Origin of the sequence: Sphingobacterium populi, assembly GCF_001586775.1 — a bacterium.
Classification (GTDB): Bacteria; Bacteroidota; Bacteroidia; order Sphingobacteriales; family Sphingobacteriaceae; genus Sphingobacterium; species Sphingobacterium populi.
In genome coordinates this window covers 539363-558952 of sequence record NZ_LQXS01000002.1, presented here as the reverse complement: position 1 = coordinate 558952, position 19590 = coordinate 539363, and the positions used below count along the sequence as shown (strand labels likewise).

Annotated in this window: 20 protein-coding genes, 1 tRNA gene and 1 riboswitch; of the genes, 13 read left to right on the top strand and 8 right to left on the bottom strand. The window is 42.4% G+C overall.

Translation table 11 applies throughout. From position 1 onward, the window contains the following. Positions 1-72: 72 nt before the first annotated feature. The 5 genes from A0125_RS06760 to A0125_RS06740 all read left to right on the top strand — a co-directional run bounded on the left by A0125_RS06760 (position 73) and on the right by A0125_RS06740 (position 4745). Positions 73-2124, top strand: a complete 2052-nt coding sequence (locus A0125_RS06760; protein ID WP_156472448.1) for a hypothetical protein — start codon at positions 73-75, stop codon at positions 2122-2124. Positions 2125-2126: 2 nt separating this feature from the next. Continuing rightward, a complete protein-coding gene (locus A0125_RS06755) occupies positions 2127-2948 on the top strand; it encodes a DUF2490 domain-containing protein (protein WP_066753877.1) in 822 nt (273 codons plus the stop codon). 51 nt (positions 2949-2999) lie between these two features. Continuing rightward, positions 3000-3872 (top strand): PLD nuclease N-terminal domain-containing protein, encoded by an 873-nt coding sequence (locus A0125_RS06750; protein WP_066753875.1) that lies wholly within the window; start codon positions 3000-3002, stop codon positions 3870-3872. A gap of 115 nt (positions 3873-3987) precedes the next feature. Next, entirely contained in the window at positions 3988-4461 is a 474-nt protein-coding gene (locus A0125_RS06745; protein ID WP_066753873.1) for a hypothetical protein, read from the top strand. A gap of 32 nt (positions 4462-4493) precedes the next feature. Next, entirely contained in the window at positions 4494-4745 is a 252-nt protein-coding gene (locus tag A0125_RS06740) for a PLDc N-terminal domain-containing protein (RefSeq protein ID WP_066753871.1), read from the top strand. A 184-nt stretch (positions 4746-4929) separates the two neighbouring features. Here A0125_RS06740 and A0125_RS06735 read toward each other — a convergent pair whose 3' ends face one another. Further along, entirely contained in the window at positions 4930-6123 is a 1194-nt protein-coding gene (locus A0125_RS06735) for a glycoside hydrolase family 76 protein (protein WP_066753869.1), read from the bottom strand. 257 nt (positions 6124-6380) lie between these two features. After that, positions 6381-6560 (bottom strand): hypothetical protein, encoded by a 180-nt coding sequence (locus A0125_RS06730; protein ID WP_066753866.1) that lies wholly within the window; start codon positions 6558-6560, stop codon positions 6381-6383. Between the two features lie 483 nt (positions 6561-7043). Between A0125_RS06730 and A0125_RS06725 the strand changes: the two genes are divergently transcribed. Continuing rightward, positions 7044-7508, top strand: coding sequence for a DUF1572 family protein (locus A0125_RS06725; RefSeq protein WP_066753865.1), 465 nt, complete (start codon positions 7044-7046; stop codon positions 7506-7508). 246 nt (positions 7509-7754) lie between these two features. Here the strand turns inward: A0125_RS06725 and A0125_RS06720 are convergent, their stop codons facing one another. From A0125_RS06720 to A0125_RS06705, 4 genes are all read right to left on the bottom strand, one after another. Next, positions 7755-7898 carry a hypothetical protein gene (locus tag A0125_RS06720; protein ID WP_156472447.1) on the bottom strand — a complete coding sequence of 48 codons (144 nt, stop codon included), beginning with the start codon at positions 7896-7898 and terminating at the stop codon, positions 7755-7757. Positions 7899-8098: 200 nt separating this feature from the next. Then, on the bottom strand, positions 8099-8296 hold the full coding sequence (locus A0125_RS06715; protein WP_082784933.1) for a transposase: 198 nt from the start codon (positions 8294-8296) through the stop codon (positions 8099-8101). 335 nt (positions 8297-8631) lie between these two features. Next, positions 8632-8718 (bottom strand) — tRNA-Ser (locus tag A0125_RS06710). Between the two features lie 92 nt (positions 8719-8810). Continuing rightward, positions 8811-10943, bottom strand: coding sequence for an HD family phosphohydrolase (locus tag A0125_RS06705; RefSeq protein ID WP_066753862.1), 2133 nt, complete (start codon positions 10941-10943; stop codon positions 8811-8813). Positions 10944-11056: 113 nt separating this feature from the next. After that, a riboswitch (TPP riboswitch) is annotated at positions 11057-11155 on the top strand. A gap of 64 nt (positions 11156-11219) precedes the next feature. Between A0125_RS06705 and thiS the strand changes: the two genes are divergently transcribed. From thiS to A0125_RS06670, 7 genes are read left to right on the top strand one after another with little or no spacing between them, the layout of a single operon-like run. Then, positions 11220-11426, top strand: coding sequence for a sulfur carrier protein ThiS (gene thiS / locus A0125_RS06700; protein ID WP_066753860.1), 207 nt, complete (start codon positions 11220-11222; stop codon positions 11424-11426). Positions 11427-11458: 32 nt separating this feature from the next. After that, positions 11459-13273 (top strand): phosphomethylpyrimidine synthase ThiC, encoded by a 1815-nt coding sequence (gene thiC / locus A0125_RS06695; RefSeq protein WP_066753858.1) that lies wholly within the window; start codon positions 11459-11461, stop codon positions 13271-13273. Further along, positions 13270-13878, top strand: coding sequence for a thiamine phosphate synthase (locus tag A0125_RS06690; protein WP_066753857.1), 609 nt, complete (start codon positions 13270-13272; stop codon positions 13876-13878). The genes thiC and A0125_RS06690 overlap by 4 nt, the downstream gene beginning before the upstream one ends. Beyond that, positions 13875-14507 (top strand): thiamine phosphate synthase, encoded by a 633-nt coding sequence (locus tag A0125_RS06685; RefSeq protein ID WP_066753855.1) that lies wholly within the window; start codon positions 13875-13877, stop codon positions 14505-14507. The genes A0125_RS06690 and A0125_RS06685 overlap by 4 nt, the downstream gene beginning before the upstream one ends. Then, positions 14504-15274 (top strand): thiazole synthase, encoded by a 771-nt coding sequence (locus tag A0125_RS06680; protein ID WP_066753853.1) that lies wholly within the window; start codon positions 14504-14506, stop codon positions 15272-15274. The genes A0125_RS06685 and A0125_RS06680 overlap by 4 nt, the downstream gene beginning before the upstream one ends. A gap of 13 nt (positions 15275-15287) precedes the next feature. Next, positions 15288-16415 carry a 2-iminoacetate synthase ThiH gene (gene thiH, locus A0125_RS06675; protein ID WP_066753851.1) on the top strand — a complete coding sequence of 376 codons (1128 nt, stop codon included), beginning with the start codon at positions 15288-15290 and terminating at the stop codon, positions 16413-16415. A gap of 3 nt (positions 16416-16418) precedes the next feature. After that, a complete protein-coding gene (locus A0125_RS06670; RefSeq protein ID WP_066753850.1) occupies positions 16419-17132 on the top strand; it encodes a HesA/MoeB/ThiF family protein in 714 nt (237 codons plus the stop codon). 78 nt (positions 17133-17210) lie between these two features. Here the strand turns inward: A0125_RS06670 and A0125_RS06665 are convergent, their stop codons facing one another. Continuing rightward, complete coding sequence (locus tag A0125_RS06665) at positions 17211-18704, bottom strand: acyl-CoA dehydrogenase family protein (RefSeq protein WP_066753848.1); 1494 nt, start codon at positions 18702-18704, stop codon at positions 17211-17213. Between the two features lie 178 nt (positions 18705-18882). Next, on the bottom strand, positions 18883-19539 hold the full coding sequence (locus A0125_RS06660) for a response regulator (RefSeq protein WP_066753846.1): 657 nt from the start codon (positions 19537-19539) through the stop codon (positions 18883-18885). Positions 19540-19590 lie beyond the last annotated feature (51 nt).

Below are 19590 nucleotides of genomic sequence, written 5' to 3'. Positions count from 1 at the left end.
TCGAATTGGATAATTTTAAAGACACGCTACCTGTCTTTCGCACTGTACTTAATTTCTAAACACGAACAACTAATGATTTATAGGCATATCTATAGATTTTTTCTTTCGCAATACCTCATTCATCAATTCGTCACCTTATCCTTCTGTTTTACATGTATTTTGCTTCTAAGTACTTCTGTGCTGCATGCACAGGAGCCTACACAGCGATATGAAGGCCGATACAGACTACTCGACTCGGTAACTGGAACAGCGATCTATGACTATACAATGGTGGCCGACGACACAGTAAAGAATGGCAACTTTCGCTTTCAGCAATTTATAGAACATTATCAGGATAGCGATACCATTCATGGTTTTGTATTAGACGGGCCCTTTTCTGGAAATATAAAAAACGGTCCTTGGCGATTCGTATCGCGGGATTTTACTGTATCTGGCAATCCGCAAGCATTAGACGCAAGAGTGGTCTACGACGTGAATGGACAAGAATCGTTGATCAAAACCACATTCAAATCTGGCATCGTCAACGGACAATACGAGTTGATTGATCGTAACTTAGTGGATTCGTACGCGGCAGACACGACTTATTATGCTCAATTTTCTTACGAAATGGGGCAGCCACAAGGCGCTTTGCGCGGCTCCGCCCCAAATTTGCGCATCGAAGGGCAGTTCGATCAGGAAGGATTTCCGCATGGCGACTGGCGTTTTACCCATATTCAAGATAGTATAGCGGATATAATAGAAATTCGTCGTTACGACCATGGCTTTTTCAGTAAGCACTATTATGAGTTAGAGCGTCAACGTTATGAAATAAGCCACATCGGCTTCGATACGCTAGTGCGTAGCGGACAAGGATTGCTTACCCGGTTGCCTGTTACTTCAACCTACTTCCGTGCTTTGGAATACACGGAGTTATTAATGGATACCACTGCGCTAAGTGGCGTATTTACAGATGGCAATTTGCAAATACTACTCAGTCGTAGCAATCAGTTTATGGAACGCGTATTGGCAAATCCGGCATCTTATCGAGGCAAAAACGTGTGGCAACGTGTTGCTGGCAGTACATTGATCCCCCCAATACGCATCAAAATCCGCAAATTTCCATTCTCTGATGAAGAAAAACGTCTCAATTTAGCTAACGAAAAATTACTGCGCGAAACGCGCCTGATTATCAATCAGTTTTTGGATAATCCTGCCGTGCAAACCGGCCGCTTCTCTCAAGAAGAATTGGCACGTAGCTTTGCTGCGTTCGGTATTTATGAATCTCGATTGGCCGCTCTGGCGCCACCACTCGCTTTCTTGGTCGATGAAGCTGCAGAATATGTAGATCACCACGCGATTCTAAATCGCAAAAAATTAGCATTAAGCTATCCAGACAGTATTTCTTATGAGCATAGGGACACGACCAAAATAGCTTTGTACAACTTTCCACCAGCGCTGGAGAATTATGAAGTAGCTGCTATCAACCGTCACTTGACCGCCATCTTTAACGATGTCCAACGTGTGGTACAGCAATCAGGAAAATTTGTGCAGCAAGTCCTGGCGCAAGGTGAACTTACCAGCAAGGAGCAACAACTTATTGATTTGCGCGATTCGGTGATGCACGCGTTTTCTGAGCAGGAAACAGCTCAACCGTTCACGCCTTTACATCGTCGGTTCAGCGAAGCCGTCCATCTTCAGCTCGATTCCACATTCCGCTCCTATAGCTTGTTATCCGTCCAAGATCGTTTAATAGCTATAGACAGTTTATTGTCCTGTTATCAAGCCTACGGCGGTCTGCATGCTACATTAGGCCAATTGCAGCAGCGCCTAGATCAAATAGACGAAGAGTACACACGGAGCATCTGGAATGCTTACACCTACACGTATATGGAAGAGCGCGTGAAAGAGCGTTTGTATAATACGTATCATGACGAACTCATACCCTATTTGCTAACCACTTTGCAGCAGAATCTGGATTGTAATACCTTGAGTACATCGCTGTCGCGCATCTATTCCTTACTGGATCGTATGATGGATTTGCGTATGGAAGATACACGCGAACTTGAACGCCAACTCCGGCGCGCACCTAAAGATCCGGAGCAGTATTTTGAAATCATTAGTAATAAACGAGTAACTGAAGGATAAACATGACATTTAATACACGTGCCATCACTTTATTACTAACATCATGGTTTCTATTTTCGTTTCCTGCGAACGCCCAAGATGAACGGCCTGACGAGGCCATAAAACAACCTCTCTCCACCGCCGCATGGAACGGTTTCTATGGCAAATTTAGAATTAGTGACAAAATTTTCTGGGATGCGCAATTTCATTACCGCCGAGTTGGAAACGAGTCAGCAGACTATCTGGGGCAAATGGGACAGATCTATAATCGACATGCCATTAATTACTTGGTTAATGAACGTTTCAGCGTATCATTAGGTCCGGTATTGCGGCTCAACTTCTCTCCAGATCCCGGAAATCCTGAATTTGACAACTTGGTACTTGAACCTCGTATTTGGCACGAATACCTATTTGCGATGCCCCTTAGCCGCAGCATGATCTATCATCGAATCCGTATTGAGCATCGGTGGAGCCGCTCGAATGCTGTAGGTGCCGACTGGATCTTTCGCAACCGTTGGCGCTACAAATTCTACATGAATATCCCTCTCAATAACAATAAGTTGGCACCGGGCACCGTATTCTTTACTCCAGATATTGAGATCATTATGCAAAACGGAAAAAAAGTAGTGGATAGCCCGTTAGAAGACCTTCGAATTAATCCATCGATTGGTTACATCCTAAATCCGCGCGTAAAATTGACCGTCGGCATGATGTACACTACCGGCCAAACCTTAGACGCTGGTTACTTGTATACTAATCGTTGGATTTTTAGAACAAATGCCTATTTCTCTTTAGATTTTCGCAAAAAGGAATCCCGCGTGCCTCGCACACGCCTTTTCGATTAATCCCATAGGATAGAAAATCATGGCTAAAAGGATCTTAAATAAGAAATGACAATGACACAAAAAGTAATCTGGATATCGGTCGTAATCGTACTGTCGCTCTTCGGAGCCATCCTATATTTGAGCTTTCAAAATAAGACATTACGAGCTACAGTTGCTGATCTGGAAACATTTTCGAAAACCGAAACGAAGGATAGTACAGATAGAAATCCTTTACAAACAATTGATAAGTTATTGTTCTCGGGTCGGTATCTAGATGCGCTGCAACAATATCAAGAATTGCAAGCAGATAGTGCGTACCAAAATCATAAAGAAGAACTGCTAGCTCGATTGGCCGTGACACGCAGTCTGATTGCGAATGCAAGCACTCCTCCTACGCAGCCAGCAACACCGTCTAAGCAAGACAGTACAGCTGTGGCGGCTACTCCATCAGACCACAATGTGACCAATAACCAAATAGCATTAGCAACAAAAAACACTGACAGTCTAGAGAATAAGATTACCGACCTCAACAGAAAATTGAGCGCTCGAGAACGCGCACTTGAAGAAAAAGAGCAACTAAAAGCTATCACGATCCAAGGTCCTACTGGACAAACGATTCAATATGTGGGCGACACCAAAAATGGCATGGCGCACGGCACAGGCACGGGCGTGTGGGATGCTTCTGGTGGCACATACAATGGCGATTGGAAAGAAAATAAGCGAGATGGATATGGCGTGTACAACTGGAAAGATGGCGTACGTTATGAAGGAGAATTTCGCCAGGACAAAAGGGAGGGTAAAGGATCATATTATTGGCCTAGCGGAGAACGCTATGTTGGCCAGTGGAAAAATAATCAGCGGCATGGGCAAGGGGTGCTATATGACAAAGACGGAAACGTTAGTTATGATGGTAATTGGGAGAACGACAAGACAAAACGAAAGTAGACCACGAATTATAGAATTACTTATTGAACCGCCACAACTCCGCCTTTCTGCTGTTTGGCCGGATTTATGCTAATCAATTATATAATTTTGAAAATTGGTTCATAATATTTTAAATATGAAAAACTTTTTAGGAGTAATCGGTCTTGCTTTTGTATTCGCTTCTTGTCAAGGAAATGCCGACAAAAGTATTACCCCAAATGATGAGCAAGACAGCACGATGGCTGTTAGCCATGGTTTAGATAATGGGCACTACTGTTTTGTTCGCACAGAGGGCACGGAAAATCAAGATACAACAAAAGTGCACTTACTGATTGACCAGAATGAGATCAGTGGGGAGATGGATTGGATTCCGCTGGAAAAAGATGCGCGAAAGGGCACATTAAAAGGAAGCATAGAAGGCGAAGATGTCGCGGTGCAATGGACTTATATGCAAGAAGGTATGCAGGATACACTCAACCTTAACTTTAGATTAACTAAAGGAATGGAGTTGTATCAAAAACCCTTGAAAGTAAACACAGAAAGCCAACGTGAACAGACGGATGAAGCAGCAGCATATTCAATAAAATATGCCGCGGTAGATTGCAAATAATTTATCTTTCATAATTAACTAGTTAACAAAATATGCATAACCTACTATTCGTTAATATCGGTTCTTTCGAGATTGTAGTGATCATCGCTGCTCTAATAGCGCTACTATACCTACTAGTAGCCGTGTTCCAGATCTTAAATCGGGAGACAGGTGTTACTAAGGTTCTTTGGATCTTGATTGTACTGTTTTTCCCCTATCTTGGAGCCACTATCTACTTCTTATCCCGCTATCTCGATAGTAAGAAGCGTAAAGAAAATGCGCGTCGCGATCGCGAAGTGCAGTAATGAGAAATACTTTCAATAGCTGGTGTAAAGCATCTGAAAACGTCAAACATTTTCGGCTGATTTATATCTTCTCAAAGGGTTTGTAGAAACCATTATAACACTCAAATTATGCTCAAGTGCCATATCAACCAACGAACAATCGGTTAACAGCAATCGCACTTGAGCATTATTGAACTTTTGTCGACTATCTATCGAAATCGGATAAACGCGCGTACATTTCAGCAATAGCAAACTGATCAAGCAGCCATTTTTTGTCCGTTTTACGCGATGTTTCTTTCCAATCTTTGCTAAAAAGGCCATCCTTATCACGCATCTCGTCCCAAGCATGATCCATATTGGCTTTGAAGGCATTGATATACTGCACATCGTTATCCTGATGATATAGCTCCACATAGCCGCGTAGCATCACGGCGATAAACCAATTATCACTTCGATTTAATACTGGGTACGAGTCAGAATCTTCTTTCGTGAAGAATCGAGCCATTCCGCCCTTCGCTGATGCTTGAGCATCATTAAGATATTCTTTCTTTCTAGTGATTTTGTACAGCAACGCCCCCGCTTGAATCATCTGCCCTGTATTGTACGGATATTTGGCCGTTTGCACCTTCCCTTCCAGATTGATATTATCCCAATACACATTATCTTCGGGATCTTGCAAATTGTCCTTCGTCCATTGATATAATGTTATCGCTTGATCCAGATAATCTTGGGATTTGGTCGCATCGTACAGCTTGAGTAAGTACACCACAGCTGGTGCATTAGAGCAGGTATTTTTGGATTCCTTTTTCTGTTCGCACCAATAGATCCCACCACCCAATTTATCATCCATACCGCTTGCTACAAAGCGCCAAATCTCCTGTGCCTTTTCCAGATAATGTTTTTCTTTCGTATGTAGATACAGGTCAGTAAAATCAATACCCAGCCAGACATTATCATCATAAAATCGATCTGACGGCGCGGCACTGTTAATGTATGATGCATATCCGGCTGGCTGCCGTGTATCATAGTAATTTTCTAAACCAGGAAGTACGACACTATCGATATGACTTTTGACATTTGCTTCATCATCAGCCTGCTCAAGCAATGCGACGTAAGCGGATAAACTTCCAGAAAAAGGCCATAGATAAGAATAAGGATTAGTTTTAGCTTTGCCCTCATTACCCGCAAGATAGCTTGCGGTATAATTATCGTCAAACGGATAATTCTCTCGTAGCAATTGCTTACCGTCAGGCACGGCATAGCGTATTTCAATGTTGGCTAGTGTTTCACGCGCTTTATCAGAATAGTCATTCTTGGCAGGCACTTGTGCTAATAAGGTAGAAGTCAAACAGCACGCTATCCCCGCGGCTAATAGGTTTTTGATATTTATGCTCTTCATTATTTAAGTTTATAGCATGGTAGTATATTCTAACTGATAATTCTAAAACCTGCCGTCGCTTTTCGCAATGCTATATCGTTTTACTAAATGAATACTATGACATCAACATCAAAAAGTCGAGCAATATGGTTTATTTTATGACCGTGTTAAAGGACGGAATAGTTCATGCGACACAGCCTGGACTCAAAGCTATTCCATGTACAACAGGTTACTGGAATTACAAAATGTAAATTAATTAAAAATTAGTAGCTAAAACCTTATGTAACTATTGCAGCTGCAATTAATCCTACAAATGTGGCTGCTATTGTGGTAATCTTCTTAGCTTTTGACTGATTATCGGAGATTAAAATACTTAAAACTCCAAACAGTGGAGCTTCGGCAAAAACAAAATCCAAAAAACCACGATTTTGGCCCCTATCTTTTAAGATCTTACTCATAATCTTTATATTTAAATTTGCGTTGAAATTTTCTTATCCTTAAGCCAACATATTAAAGATAATCATCTTTTGTGAATTATAGCACCTTCACCAATATCTTTTAACTAATATATACATGGAATAGAAACTCAATATGATCACATTTCGGATCAATACCGTAGTCCAGCAGCGTAATCTTACCATTAACTAGATATGACTAATGGTAGCCTTACCTTTTTTGGAAGCGAGCAAGGAAGATTTTTTTGCTCAAACCCGTTGGGCTTGGTCATTGACGACTGTGGGCATTGTCGGGTAATTTGCCTACGAAAAGGCCAAAGGAAATTTGCCTACTGCTCATATCTAAGAGTTATGCAAGCAAAGTTTGGACAGATAAGAAAAGCAGACGGAAATTTAGTTGGGTAAAGGATCGGTTGCAAAGTTGAAAGTCTTGGAAATAGACAGATTGAGAAATTATGTAACTTTATAGCTTAAACGACTATAACAATGGAACTTAGTTACGAATTAGCAAGAAGATTCAGAGAAGTGGTTCTGAATGGAACTTTTATAGCAAACACCAATTATAAAGACCAATTAGATGGTCTTGATTGGAGATTGGCAACAAAAGAAATGGGTGATCTTAATTCAATCGCAACCCTCGCACAACATATTCACTACTACATACAAGGAGTTAAAACTGCTTTTAAGGAGGCTGTTTTAACTATAAGTGATAAATATAGCTTTGATTTTCCGGCTATTACTTCAAGTGACCAATGGGAAGCCTTTTTAAATGTCTTTTGGCGAGATTCCGAAGATTTTGCTCAAATTATTGAACAAATTCCTGCAGAACGTCTTCAAGAGATTTTTATCGTTGAGAAATATGGCACCTATCTCCTAAACATAGAGTCGATGATCGAACACTGCTATTACCACTTGGGGCAAATAGTACTATTGAAGAAGCATTTTGTTTAAATCCCTAAATTGACTTGATTTTGTGGTAGATCCCTATATTACGTGAAGAGGCTTTTTATAACTCTTGTATTCGTAGTAATTCTTTCAGAAGCGGTTTTGTAAGTGCTCCCAAAAATGAAGCCTTACCATTTTGGTAGCCTTACCCTTTTCAAACAATGAATAAATATGAAAACGTTCTTTACGTTTTCAAAGATTCCTTCATATATAACCACGGACTTAGTCCATTTAATGATTTGTGAGTGATTACTATTGTAGTCGATCTGCCATTCTAATTTTTCCATAATAGGTTTCAAAGCCTCTATTTGGATAGGTGCCTGCCAGATCCATGAGTTTAGCAACCACTTCCTCATCATCTTTCGCGTGGCTATAATAGTACATGCTACGGCTCATGCAGCCAATTTTACAAGTTCTATGAACACTGATCCCTTCCTCAACCATTGTACAGCTCACTAGCTCTTTACGTTCACAAAGCTTTAAAGCTTTTTATTCATTAGTGATTGTCTCAATGTATTCACGAACTCCTTACAGTCGGTTTTCAATAATGTCTTTTAGAATTCGGTGATCAAGGCTTAAATCGGCAAACATCCGCTTCAGTCGTGAATTTTCTTCCTGCAGCGCCTGAACTCTTTCAGATGTTGCACATCCATACCGCCATACTTGTGCTTCCATTGGTAAAAAGTTGGTGCTGATATGCCGTGCTCCCGACAGATATCTTTAGTGGATTTACCGGATTCATATTCTTTAAGAATATTGATAATCTGATGCTCTGAAAATTTGCTCTTTTTCATAATGTTTAACAAACTAAATTTAATATTTCTATTTAGTTTGAAAAACAGGTAAGGCTACCAAAACAGTATCTAGCAAAGTGGAACTTGAGGAAGTTATCAAATTGCGTATTGTACCAACCGCAAATTCTACCAAACACTGATTCTATCCAAGTATTAGCATTTGTCAGAAAACTCGACAACATAGGATAAGACTTAATATCAACACTTTACACTAAACATAATCTGTCAAAACTCTGCCAAAATCACTATATTCACAATAAAAAATAAGGAAATAAAAAAAAGAAAAGTGTCTTTAAACAAGAAAGAGCAGCTTTTTGAAGCTGCTCTTAAATTCGCGGAGAGGGCGGGATTCGAACCCGCGGTACCGTTTCCAGTACGACAGTTTAGCAAACTGTTCCTTTCGGCCACTCAGGCACCTCTCCGTTATTGACAGTGCAAACATAACGGAAAATTTTCATTCTGCAAAGCAATTTTTTACTTCCAGATGCAATGATTTGACAGTCAAAAAGTTCTTTTAATCATCTGCGGATTTCTTCTTCAATACATCGTAATCAATCCGTACATGATGTATACTTTTCAGCATAGATTTGAATATCGCCGCTACCTGAGAAATTTCTTTCATCGTGATATTAGCATTCATAAATTGCTTTTGCATCAACTTATGATCCACGATTTTGTCCACAAGATTATTGATAGATTGCTCCGTATATTCTTTCATCGCACGAGAGGCTGCTTCCACCGAATCGGCAATCATCAGCACTGCCGATTCCTTCGAGAAAGGAATCGGGCCAGGATAGCGAAACAGCTCTTCATCCACCAATTTATCTGGATTATTTTTCATGGATAAATTATAAAAATAATCGACCTTAGTGGTGCCGTGGTGTGTGCGAATAAAATCGACAACGACCTCCGGCAATTGATTTTTACGTGCGATCTCCACCCCTTTCAATACGTGCGAAATAATAATCTGTGCGCTTTGTTCTGGTGTTAGCTCCTCGTGCGGATTATTTCCAGTCTTCTGATTTTCTATAAAATACAAAGGGTTGGACATTTTTCCGATATCATGGTAGAGCGCTCCGGCTCGGATAAGCAATGGATTACCTCCTATTCGATACACAGCAGCTTCTGCCAGATTGGCGACTTGTAGCGAGTGTTGGAATGTCCCTGGTGCTCGGATCGATAATTCGCGAAGTAGTTTGGAGTTACTATTTGTCAATTCCATCAGAGTTAGATCGGAAACAACACCAAAAAGTTTTTCAAAGGCGTAGATTAACGGATACGCCAGTAAGGTGAGTCCTACACTAATGACGAAAGGCAAAACATCATTCCAATAAATACTGTCAAACGTACCGTTGCGCGTGAGTACTAATCCTGTATATGAGATGATATAAGATGCTAAGATTAGCAAGCTAGATAGCAAGAATTGCTCTCGCTTTACCATTGTCCGTATACTATAGATCGCTACAATACCTGTAACCAATTGTAAGAAAACGAAATCAAAACTGTTTGGAACGAATAAGGCAGCCATCAACACCATCAGTAAATGAATGTTAAGGGCTACGCGTGTATCAAATAAAATTCGGAAGATGATAGGTACAATACAATATGGAATGTAGTACAAACTCGGAATTTTAATTTTAATTGCCCAGCTCAGCACCCCCAACATCGTGATAATGACCGCAAAGATAATCATCAACAATCGGTTGTTATTGTAAATATCGAGGCGAAAGAAATACAAAAACATCATCACCAAAACCATGATGAGTAGCACCATTAGAAAATTACCAAATAGGACTAAACCTTGCTTACCGCCCATCTGTGCTTCATTTTCATAAACACGTCGAAGGGATTCTAGCTTTTGGAGAATTTCATTATTTATGACTTTTCCTTGTTCTACAATCAACTCATCCCGTTGTACTATACCTCTCGTAGTTGAAATGTTGGCTAAAGCTGTTTGTTCGGCTTTCTCAGTTTGCCCCTCATTGAATACGAGATTGACTGCAACATAATTCTTTAACAGATCGGACAGCCATTTTTTTTGTTGTACAAAACGGTTACGATCTACTGTGCGTTCAATATATGCGTAAGCACTTTCGATCGTGTAGATATTCGCTGTATTGCGTTGTTGGGCCACATTATCTTCTACGAGGATAAAGTTGTATTCAGCCTCAGAACCTGTCGCTGAGGTATTTCCCTTTAATTGGTATCTGCTATTGAGTGAGATCACGCCTCGATTATACACGTAATCTAATATAGCTGTACCTACACCGCGATAACGTTCGATATCTTGTGAAGGCAAAGTATCTAGTTGTGCGGCTTGCCACTTCTCGCCTAAGTCAATATTAAATTGATCGAGCTGCTCTTTGCTCACGACTTCATTAACATTGTAGATCGGATGTACCGTCTTGAGAATTTGTTGCCGATCTCTATCTAGTTCATCTTGCGTTTTAAGAATAGCAAAATCATGAGGTGAAACTAAATTTTCGTGATTCCAGGGCTTACCTTTTTGATAATCATATCGAAACCGAGGTTGCTTAGGCATAAATAAGCAGACCATCAGGATCGTTACAACGACCATAACATATTTCAATATAGGCGAATTGTACTGGAGCTTTTCTTTGTTATAATTGATCTTTAGTTTTGCCACGTGCTGATTCGTTCTAGTGCATAGTAACCCGCGGTTTTGTCACTTTTCCGCTAGGCATTCTTACAAAAGTAGGAAAAGTATCGTGGTCTTTCATTTTAATATCGTAGATTAGCCAAGTACTTTAGGGGTGTCTGCATAGTTCGCAGGCTGAGATTTTACCCTTTGAACCTGATCTGGATCATACCAGCGTAGGGAAAAGTGAATCGTCATCTTCGGTGCTTTCGCACTATAGCTGTCATTCCCTAAAGTGTAGGCATATACATAAATCTACAAGGAATGACACTCAACATCAATCAGCAGCAACGTTTTTTTGAAGATCCGCCTCAGCATGTCGCCGCATTGGTCGCGCTCGAGATGCAAGGCCATACAAAAGGCATTGCGGTAGCCATCAATCAGCACGTAATCCCCAAAGAACGATGGGCGGATACGCCATTGCACGAGCAGGATCAAATCCTCATTATTACTGCCACACAAGGCGGATAACTCGCACCTATTCTATTCCAAAAATTAATACTATGATAACGCACACGATTTCTAACTCCCCTTTTCCCAATTCTCAGAAAGTATATATTAAAGGTTCGCTATTCCCGATCGAGGTAGCCATGCGCGAGATTACGCTCAGCCCCACGAAGATGAGCAACGGTCGTATCGAGCACAATCCGCCTGTCACCATTTACGACACCTCTGGAGCGTATACCGATGAAAATGCCAACATTGATATTCGTAAAGGGCTTCTGCGCCTGCGCGAATCGTGGATTATGAATCGCAATGATGTGGATATGCTAGATGAAATTAGTTCGGATTACGGCAAATCAAGATTAGCCGATACGAAGCTGAATGAACTTCGGTTTGAATATAGCCACCGACCGCTCGCCGCAAAACCAGGCCACAATGTATCGCAATTGTATTATGCGAAGCAGGGCATCATCACACCAGAGATGGAGTACGTAGCGATTCGCGAAAACCAACGCATCGAACAGTTGCAGGGCGCGACCAACCGTATGGATCACCAGCATGCCGGCAATAGCTTCGGTGCCAATACACCGCAACAAAGAATTACACCAGAATTTGTGCGCAACGAGATCGCTTGCGGACGCGCTATCATCCCCAACAATATCAATCATCCGGAAAGTGAGCCGATGATCATTGGTCGAAATTTCCTAGTGAAAATCAATGCCAATATTGGTAATAGCGCCGTCACGTCGAGTATTGAAGAAGAGGTAGAAAAAGCCGTATGGGCATGCCGATGGGGTGCTGATACGATTATGGACCTATCGACTGGAAAGAATATTCATGAAACGCGGGAATGGATTATTCGTAATTCGCCCGTACCGATTGGCACGGTACCGATTTATCAAGCGCTGGAGAAGGTTAATGGCGTGGCAGAAGATTTGACCTGGGAAATTTTTAGGGATACCTTGATTGAGCAAGCCGAGCAAGGCGTTTCTTACTTCACCATTCACGCCGGAGTTCTTCTACGATACATCCATCTCACAGCGCAACGTGTGACCGGAATTGTATCTAGAGGCGGTTCCATCATGGCGAAATGGTGTTTGTTTCATCATAAAGAAAACTTCTTATACACGCATTTTGAAGACATCTGCGAAATCATGAAGCGCTACGACGTCGCTTTTTCACTGGGTGACGGATTGCGCCCCGGCGCGATTGCCGATGCAAATGATGCTGCACAGTTTGCTGAACTAGAAACCTTAGGCGAACTAACCAAAATAGCATGGAAGCACGATGTACAGGTGATGATCGAAGGTCCGGGGCACGTGCCGATGCACATGATCAAAGAAAACATGGAAAAGCAACTAGCCGAATGCGACGAAGCACCTTTCTACACGCTCGGCCCACTTACGACCGACATTGCACCCGGATATGATCATATTACGTCGGCCATCGGCGCAGCCATGATCGGCTGGTATGGTTGCGCGATGCTGTGCTACGTTACTCCGAAAGAACATTTGGGCTTGCCTAATAAAAAGGACGTAAAAGATGGCGTAATCACGTACAAGCTCGCAGCACATGCAGCAGATTTGGCCAAAGGCCATCCCGGAGCACAATATCGTGATAATGCCTTGAGTAAAGCTCGCTTTGAGTTTCGATGGGAAGATCAATTCAATCTGTCGCTTGATCCGGATACCGCGCGTGAATTTCATGACGAAACCTTACCGGCTGATGGTGCGAAGGTGGCGCACTTCTGCTCGATGTGCGGACCAAAATTTTGCTCCATGAAGATCACGCAGGAAATTAGAGATAGTGCCGAACAAGGCATGTTCGAGAAGTCGCAGGAATTTATCGATCAAGGCAAACAGTTGTATTTATGATGATCGTACTCACACCCGAATATGCTGCCGATCAGGAAATAGAAACCGTCATCCGTTTACTGGATGCTGGCTTGGATTTGTTGCATATCCGCAAGTATGATTACAGTATCGAGCAAACTGCGACATATATACGTCGTATACCAAGTTATTATCACGGCAAATTGGTTTTGCATGAGCATCACGAGCTTGCGTCAACATTTGATCTCAAACACTTGCATATGAGCGAAACTATGCGACAGGAATGGTCTGCTAAGCCTTTGCCGCAAGGGATCCAATTTTCGACCTCGACACACGATATCTCGTCGTTCAATCAATTGGATAATCGCTGGCACTATGCTTTTCTAAGTCCATTCTACCCCAGCATATCCAAACCGGGTTACGGCTCTTCGTCGAATATGCTGCAGCAGACAAGCAAGAGAACCAACCAGTCCGTACGACTTATCGCTTTGGGCGGCATGAATACTACAAATATCGCAGCCACGTTATCGGCCGATGTGGATGGCATCGCTTTGCTAGGTGCTATCTGGGAAAGTGACAATCCTATACAAACATTTGAAGATTGCTGCACTGCGGCATCGACAACACCATTACTCTTTAAGAAATGATCTCATCTTCACTCTATCCTAAAATACAGTACATCTCGCAAGGAGAAACCTTGACAGCACAAATGCAACACATTCGACAGGCATTAGATGCTGGTGCAGAATGGATACAGATACGTTGGAAACAACCGAAGGATCTTGCTTTCCATAAATTTTGTCGTGCGGTAAAGGAGCATTGCATTTCCTACCAAGCCATTTGTCTGCTCAACGATCATGTCGATACCGCACGTGCCACCGATGTCGATGGAGTACATCTAGGACTTACGGATATGCCTGTAGCAGATGCGCGTGTATTGCTCGGCTCCGATAAGATAATCGGCGGAACGGCCAATACGCTGGCTGATGTGGTGCAGCGAATGGAAGAAAATTGCGATTACATCGGTATAGGTCCGTGGCGCTACACCACTACCAAACAAAACCTTAGTCCGATCTTGGGATTGGAAGGTTTCACCAAAATTGTACAAGATCTACAGCAGCTTAATTGTGTGGTACCGCCACTCTACGCGATCGGAGGGATTCGTTTAGAGGACATCTCGATCTTGCAGCAAATAGGCGTATATGGCATTGCCGTCTCTACACTCATTACAGAACAGCCTCAACAGATTACCTCCATTAAATCCTTATTGACATGAAAGATTTAAAGATTGCAAACAGACATTTTAATTCCCGTTTATTTTTAGGAACAGGCAAATTTGGCAACTTACAGCAGATGCACGAGGCCATGATAGCTGCTTCGACCGAATTAGTCACGATGGCCTTGAAACGGGTAGATCATCAAGCAGAATCTGATCAATTACTTGACGCACTGGATATTCCTAATCTTCACCTGCTACCCAACACATCGGGTGCACGAAATGCAAAAGAAGCGGTATTAGCGGCTATGCTTGCGCGTGAAGCGTTGGAAACGAATTGGGTGAAATTAGAAATTCATCCCGATCCACGCTACCTCCTGCCCGACCCGATCGAAACATTGGCCGCTACCGAAGAATTAGCAAAGGCCGGTTTCGTCGTGATGCCTTACATTCACGCAGATCCGGTGTTGTGCAAGCGATTAGAAGAAGCAGGTACTGCAGTGGTGATGCCTTTGGGCGCGCCGATTGGCACCAATAAAGGCTTGCGAACCATTGATTTTTTGGAAATCATCATCGAGCAGAGTCGCGTTCCGGTCGTGGTAGATGCCGGAATTGGCAGTCCCGCCGATGCTGCGAAAGCCATGGAAATCGGCGCCGATGCTGTGTTAGTGAATACAGCCATTGCAGCTGCAAGAGAACCTGCTCGCATGGCCGAAGCATTCAAAGAAGCCGTAATCGCTGGCCGAAAAGCATACGAATCGGGCTTGGGCTCGCAAAGCACACACAGCGTCGCCTCCAGTCCACTCACCTCATTTCTTACCGATTAACCCTTGCTTGCTCATGTCTACATTCAAAGAAACCTTCGCGTGCTACCAATGGGATACGATCCAACGAAAAATATATGACAGCACGCCAGAAGATGTAAAACGTGTCTTACAAAAGGATCGTCATGATCTGGAAGATTTTCTGGTGCTGCTATCGCCTGCAGCGGAAGCCGAACTAGAACAAATGGCACAATTAACAAGATCTATCACGCAACGGCGATTTGGAAAGACAATACAATTGTACGCTCCGCTGTACCTTAGCAACGAATGCCAAAACATCTGTACCTACTGTGGTTTTAGCATGGATAATAAGATCAAACGCAAAACACTCTCTGATGCTGAACTGCTATTGGAAGCCATGGCACTAAAAGCGATGGGATTACAGCATGTATTGCTGGTGAGTGGCGAAGCAAATAAAATAGTAGGCGTCGAATATTTCGAGAATGCCATCCGCCTACTAAAACCACATTTCTCACAAATATCCATCGAGGTGCAACCGTTGGAACAGGAAGAATATGAAGTAATTCAGCAAGCTGGCGTACATACCGTCCTGGTCTATCAAGAAACATACCATCAGGAGGTGTACAAAGCATATCATCGGAAAGGAAAAAAATCCAATTTTGATTATCGATTGGAGACGCCCGACCGGATTGGCAAAGCGGGTATACATAAGATAGGTTTGGGCGTGCTACTCGGATTAGAAGATTGGCGTACGGATAGTTTTTTCAATGCATTGCACATTCACTATTTGCAAAAACAGTACTGGCGTACCAAGTACAGTGTATCATTCCCACGTCTTCGTCCTGCGGAAGGCATCATCGAACCCAACTTCGTGATGGAAGACCGGCATTTATTGCAGTTGATTTGTGCTTACCGTATCTGGAATCCAGATTTGGAAATATCTATATCCACACGAGAAAGCGAGCATTTTCGAAATCATATTATTCCGCTCGGCGTTACGACGATGAGCGCTGCTTCTAAAACCAATCCGGGCGGTTATGCGGTAGATCCGCAATCGCTAGAGCAATTTGAAATCAGTGATGAGCGAAGTATGGAAGCGATCATTGATCTGATCAGAAATTCGGGATACGATCCGATTATGAAAGATTGGGATGGTGCCTATAGTGGACAACATAACGGATAAATTATGAGCGAAAACGCAGCAGCATTCTCGCGGTACAGCCGCCAAATATTTATAGAAGAGATCGGCGTAGCAGGGCAACGCAAAATTATGGAAAGCAAAATTTTGGTGATAGGCGCGGGCGGATTGGGTAGTCCGGCGATTCAATACCTCGCTGCAGCGGGTGTTGGCATTGTAGGAATCGTCGATTTTGACCGTTTAGAAGAACATAATCTCAACCGACAAATATTGCACCGCACGGCCGATGTAGGAAACCTAAAAGTGGACAGCGCTGCACGCTTCGTGCAAGCACTCAATCCGTTGGTCAAGGTGCAGAAACACGAAGTAGAATTAGCGGCTTCCAACGCCACGGATCTGTTATCTGGCTATGATGTCATCGTCGATGGATCGGACAATTTTAGAACACGCTATCTGGTAAACGACGTTTGCGTCGCGGTACAAAAACCCTTAGTATATGGAAGCATATTCGGATTTGAAGGCCAGCTAGCGGTATTTAATTACGCTGGCAGCAAAAATTTGCGAGATTTATTCCCAGAGCCGCCTTCGGCGAATGATATTCCAGATTGCGACAGCAACGGTGTGCTGGGAGCATTGCCCGGAATCATCGGCAGTATGATGGCCATGCAGGCGCTCAAGATCGTGCTTGACCTTCCGGTAGATAGCAATCAACTAACAATGGTAGATACGATGCGTTGGAATTTTACTAAGATCAACTTTTAAATGCCATTTCACCCTATAAGAAAAAGCCTGTGGAGCAGTTTGCTTCACAGGCTTTTTCTTATAGGGCATTGCGCTGGCTTAAATAAAAGAAGCCCAGTCTGATTTTTCCTGATATTCTACGATTGGCGCAGCATCATTGAAGTCGACGAAGTCCGACAAAAACGCCTTTACATCCATTTCTACATGCTTAGCAGCCTGCTCGAACAAATCTGTACGGAATCCTTTTGATACCATATGATCCACATACTGCAAACATACCAAACGCGCAATGGCTTTTCCTAGCACTACCAACTGACGTTGCACTAAATTTGTTGCAGAAAGCGAAATATCAAAATGCTTTTTGAATCTATCCATCACACGGCTTGTATGCTCGAATTGCGACAAGAAAGTGCCGATATGTGTTTCTTTTGCCTTCTTCATTTGCTTGACCACAATCTCTGAAATCTGCGTATATAGCATTTCATTTGATCCTTCGAAGATCTGGAAAGGACGGCTATCCACAATTCCACGACCAGCAATATGATTCAACTTATACCCACTTGACCCTGATAATTGAACCGCAATCTGAGCAGATTCTTGCATCAAGTCCGAAACGAGCGCCTTCATCGAGTTAGCTTGCAAACCTTCGGTTGCAAGATCAAACTCAATACCGCTAACATTGGAGCTCCAAGCACACATACCCGAGCACAACGTATAAGCAGATTGAATACGAGATAATTGATATTGCACAGAATCAATCTGGAAAAGCGACTGAGCGCCCATTTTGCGTTGCAAGCAATGCGCTAAGGAGTCATCCAGCAAACGCTGAATAAAGCCCATCCCCATTCCTGGGAATTGCATACGGCTACGGTGTAAGATATCCAGCATCATTTTGATCCCGGTGCTATGCTGCTGCAGTTTATGCGTATGAGGAATCGTAAGATCAATTTTATTAAGTCCGTATGGGATCATATAGAGTCCCAAATTCTTAAAATATTCTTCTACAGGAATGTGTTGCTCGGCCTTACTATTGTCGGTTACAAAAAACTCTACATCACGGGCCAAATCGCCATCTTGATTCTTCTTACGAGCGGCTACAATCCAAAAATCAGCCATTCCTGTAAGGCCTTGCCAATGTTTCTGTCCCTCGAGTTTAAACTCATTATCCAGCTCTTTGTAATTCGTGCGCATATTTAGCGCATCACTTCCAAAGTCAGGCTCGGTTATCATCAATCCGCCCATGGCACGCTCCTTCAAAAAGCGATCAAAAATACCCTGTTGAATATCTGCGTGACCATATTTGGCCAAAGGCTCCAAAAATAAGGCAATGTTGATACCAAAGGTCAACGACAAAGACAAAGACTCATAAGACGCGGCAGAAAGAATGCCAAGACATTCGCGCACATTGGCACCCCGACCTCCAAATTGGTCAGGAATAGCTACCGAAAGTGGATTTTGTTCCATGATGCCACGCCATACATGATCCGGCAAACCTCTTTCGAGACTAAGCTCGTTTATATCGTTTTCGCTATTAAAAATCTCATGGAGACGTTTTTCGAATCTCTCTATAAATACCGCGTATTGTTCTTTCATCCTTTTCTTTACGTACTTTATGTATCAGTGTTAGTCTCGTTTTTTATTACGGTTCAAACTTTTTTTTGTTTACAATGCACAAATATAATCGTTTATGCACGAGAAAGAGAATGACAGTACTCAATCGAAAGAATAAATTCAGATTTATTTTAACATTTGGCCAACAAAATACTTTGTTCTATCTTATTAAGTTGTTTTTGACAGCTATTTTGATTAGTGCTGCCGAGTTCTTGACGCCCAACTTGTCGATCAGATTTTGACGGTGCCCCTCCACGGTTCGCTTACTGATAAAAAGCTTATCTGCAATCTCCAAGTTCGTGTACCCTTCACCGATTAGTTGTAATATTTCGCTTTCGCGATCACTAATATCCACTCGAATCCGAGCTTGCTCATTGCTTTCTTCTATCTGTGTAGCAGAACGAATTTTGTCCAAGAGTGTCATCGTTAGTTCGGCACAAATAAATGTACCTCCATTAGATACTTGCTGTATAGCAAACAGCAATTCGTCGTAAGCGGAGTTTTTAACCATATATCCGTCTACGCCAAGGTCAAACGCTTCTATAAGATAAGGAATATCTGCCAGCATCGACAAAATAATAATTTTTACTGAAGGATGTGCTTGCTTAAGCTGCCGGATCAGCTCCATACCACCTATGCCTTCCATCGTTAGATCCGTAATAACCAGATTTGCATCGCCACCTTCATTGACCAAACGTAGTACCTCTTCACCATTATTCGCCTCACCAACTACCTCTAATCCTTCATGAGAATCTAAAAGCAGTTTTATACCATTTCTGACTACCAGATGATCTTCAGCAAGAATTATTTTTATCATAGGATGTTTTTCTAATATCAATTATGTATGCTGGTAATAAGTGCTGAATAT

Excerpts from the sequence above, each read along its gene's own strand:
- A0125_RS06745 (WP_066753873.1), top strand. The coding sequence starts at position 3,988 with ATGAAAAACTTTTTAGGAGTAATCGGTCTTGCTTTTGTATTCGCTTCT.
- thiH (WP_066753851.1), top strand. The coding sequence starts at position 15,288 with ATGTCTACATTCAAAGAAACCTTCGCGTGCTACCAATGGGATACGATC.
- A0125_RS06680 (WP_066753853.1), top strand. The coding sequence starts at position 14,504 with ATGAAAGATTTAAAGATTGCAAACAGACATTTTAATTCCCGTTTATTT.
- thiC (WP_066753858.1), top strand. The coding sequence starts at position 11,459 with ATGATAACGCACACGATTTCTAACTCCCCTTTTCCCAATTCTCAGAAA.
- A0125_RS06725 (WP_066753865.1), top strand. The coding sequence starts at position 7,044 with ATGGAACTTAGTTACGAATTAGCAAGAAGATTCAGAGAAGTGGTTCTG.
- A0125_RS06690 (WP_066753857.1), top strand. The coding sequence starts at position 13,270 with ATGATGATCGTACTCACACCCGAATATGCTGCCGATCAGGAAATAGAA.
- A0125_RS06760 (WP_156472448.1), top strand. The coding sequence starts at position 73 with ATGATTTATAGGCATATCTATAGATTTTTTCTTTCGCAATACCTCATT.
- A0125_RS06685 (WP_066753855.1), top strand. The coding sequence starts at position 13,875 with ATGATCTCATCTTCACTCTATCCTAAAATACAGTACATCTCGCAAGGA.
- A0125_RS06730 (WP_066753866.1), bottom strand. The coding sequence starts at position 6,560 with ATGAGTAAGATCTTAAAAGATAGGGGCCAAAATCGTGGTTTTTTGGAT.
- A0125_RS06740 (WP_066753871.1), top strand. The coding sequence starts at position 4,494 with ATGCATAACCTACTATTCGTTAATATCGGTTCTTTCGAGATTGTAGTG.
- A0125_RS06660 (WP_066753846.1), bottom strand. The coding sequence starts at position 19,539 with ATGATAAAAATAATTCTTGCTGAAGATCATCTGGTAGTCAGAAATGGT.
- A0125_RS06750 (WP_066753875.1), top strand. The coding sequence starts at position 3,000 with ATGACACAAAAAGTAATCTGGATATCGGTCGTAATCGTACTGTCGCTC.
- A0125_RS06755 (WP_066753877.1), top strand. The coding sequence starts at position 2,127 with ATGACATTTAATACACGTGCCATCACTTTATTACTAACATCATGGTTT.
- A0125_RS06715 (WP_082784933.1), bottom strand. The coding sequence starts at position 8,296 with ATGAAAAAGAGCAAATTTTCAGAGCATCAGATTATCAATATTCTTAAA.
- thiS (WP_066753860.1), top strand. The coding sequence starts at position 11,220 with ATGACACTCAACATCAATCAGCAGCAACGTTTTTTTGAAGATCCGCCT.
- A0125_RS06670 (WP_066753850.1), top strand. The coding sequence starts at position 16,419 with ATGAGCGAAAACGCAGCAGCATTCTCGCGGTACAGCCGCCAAATATTT.
- A0125_RS06735 (WP_066753869.1), bottom strand. The coding sequence starts at position 6,123 with ATGAAGAGCATAAATATCAAAAACCTATTAGCCGCGGGGATAGCGTGC.
- A0125_RS06720 (WP_156472447.1), bottom strand. The coding sequence starts at position 7,898 with ATGAGCCGTAGCATGTACTATTATAGCCACGCGAAAGATGATGAGGAA.
- A0125_RS06665 (WP_066753848.1), bottom strand. The coding sequence starts at position 18,704 with ATGAAAGAACAATACGCGGTATTTATAGAGAGATTCGAAAAACGTCTC.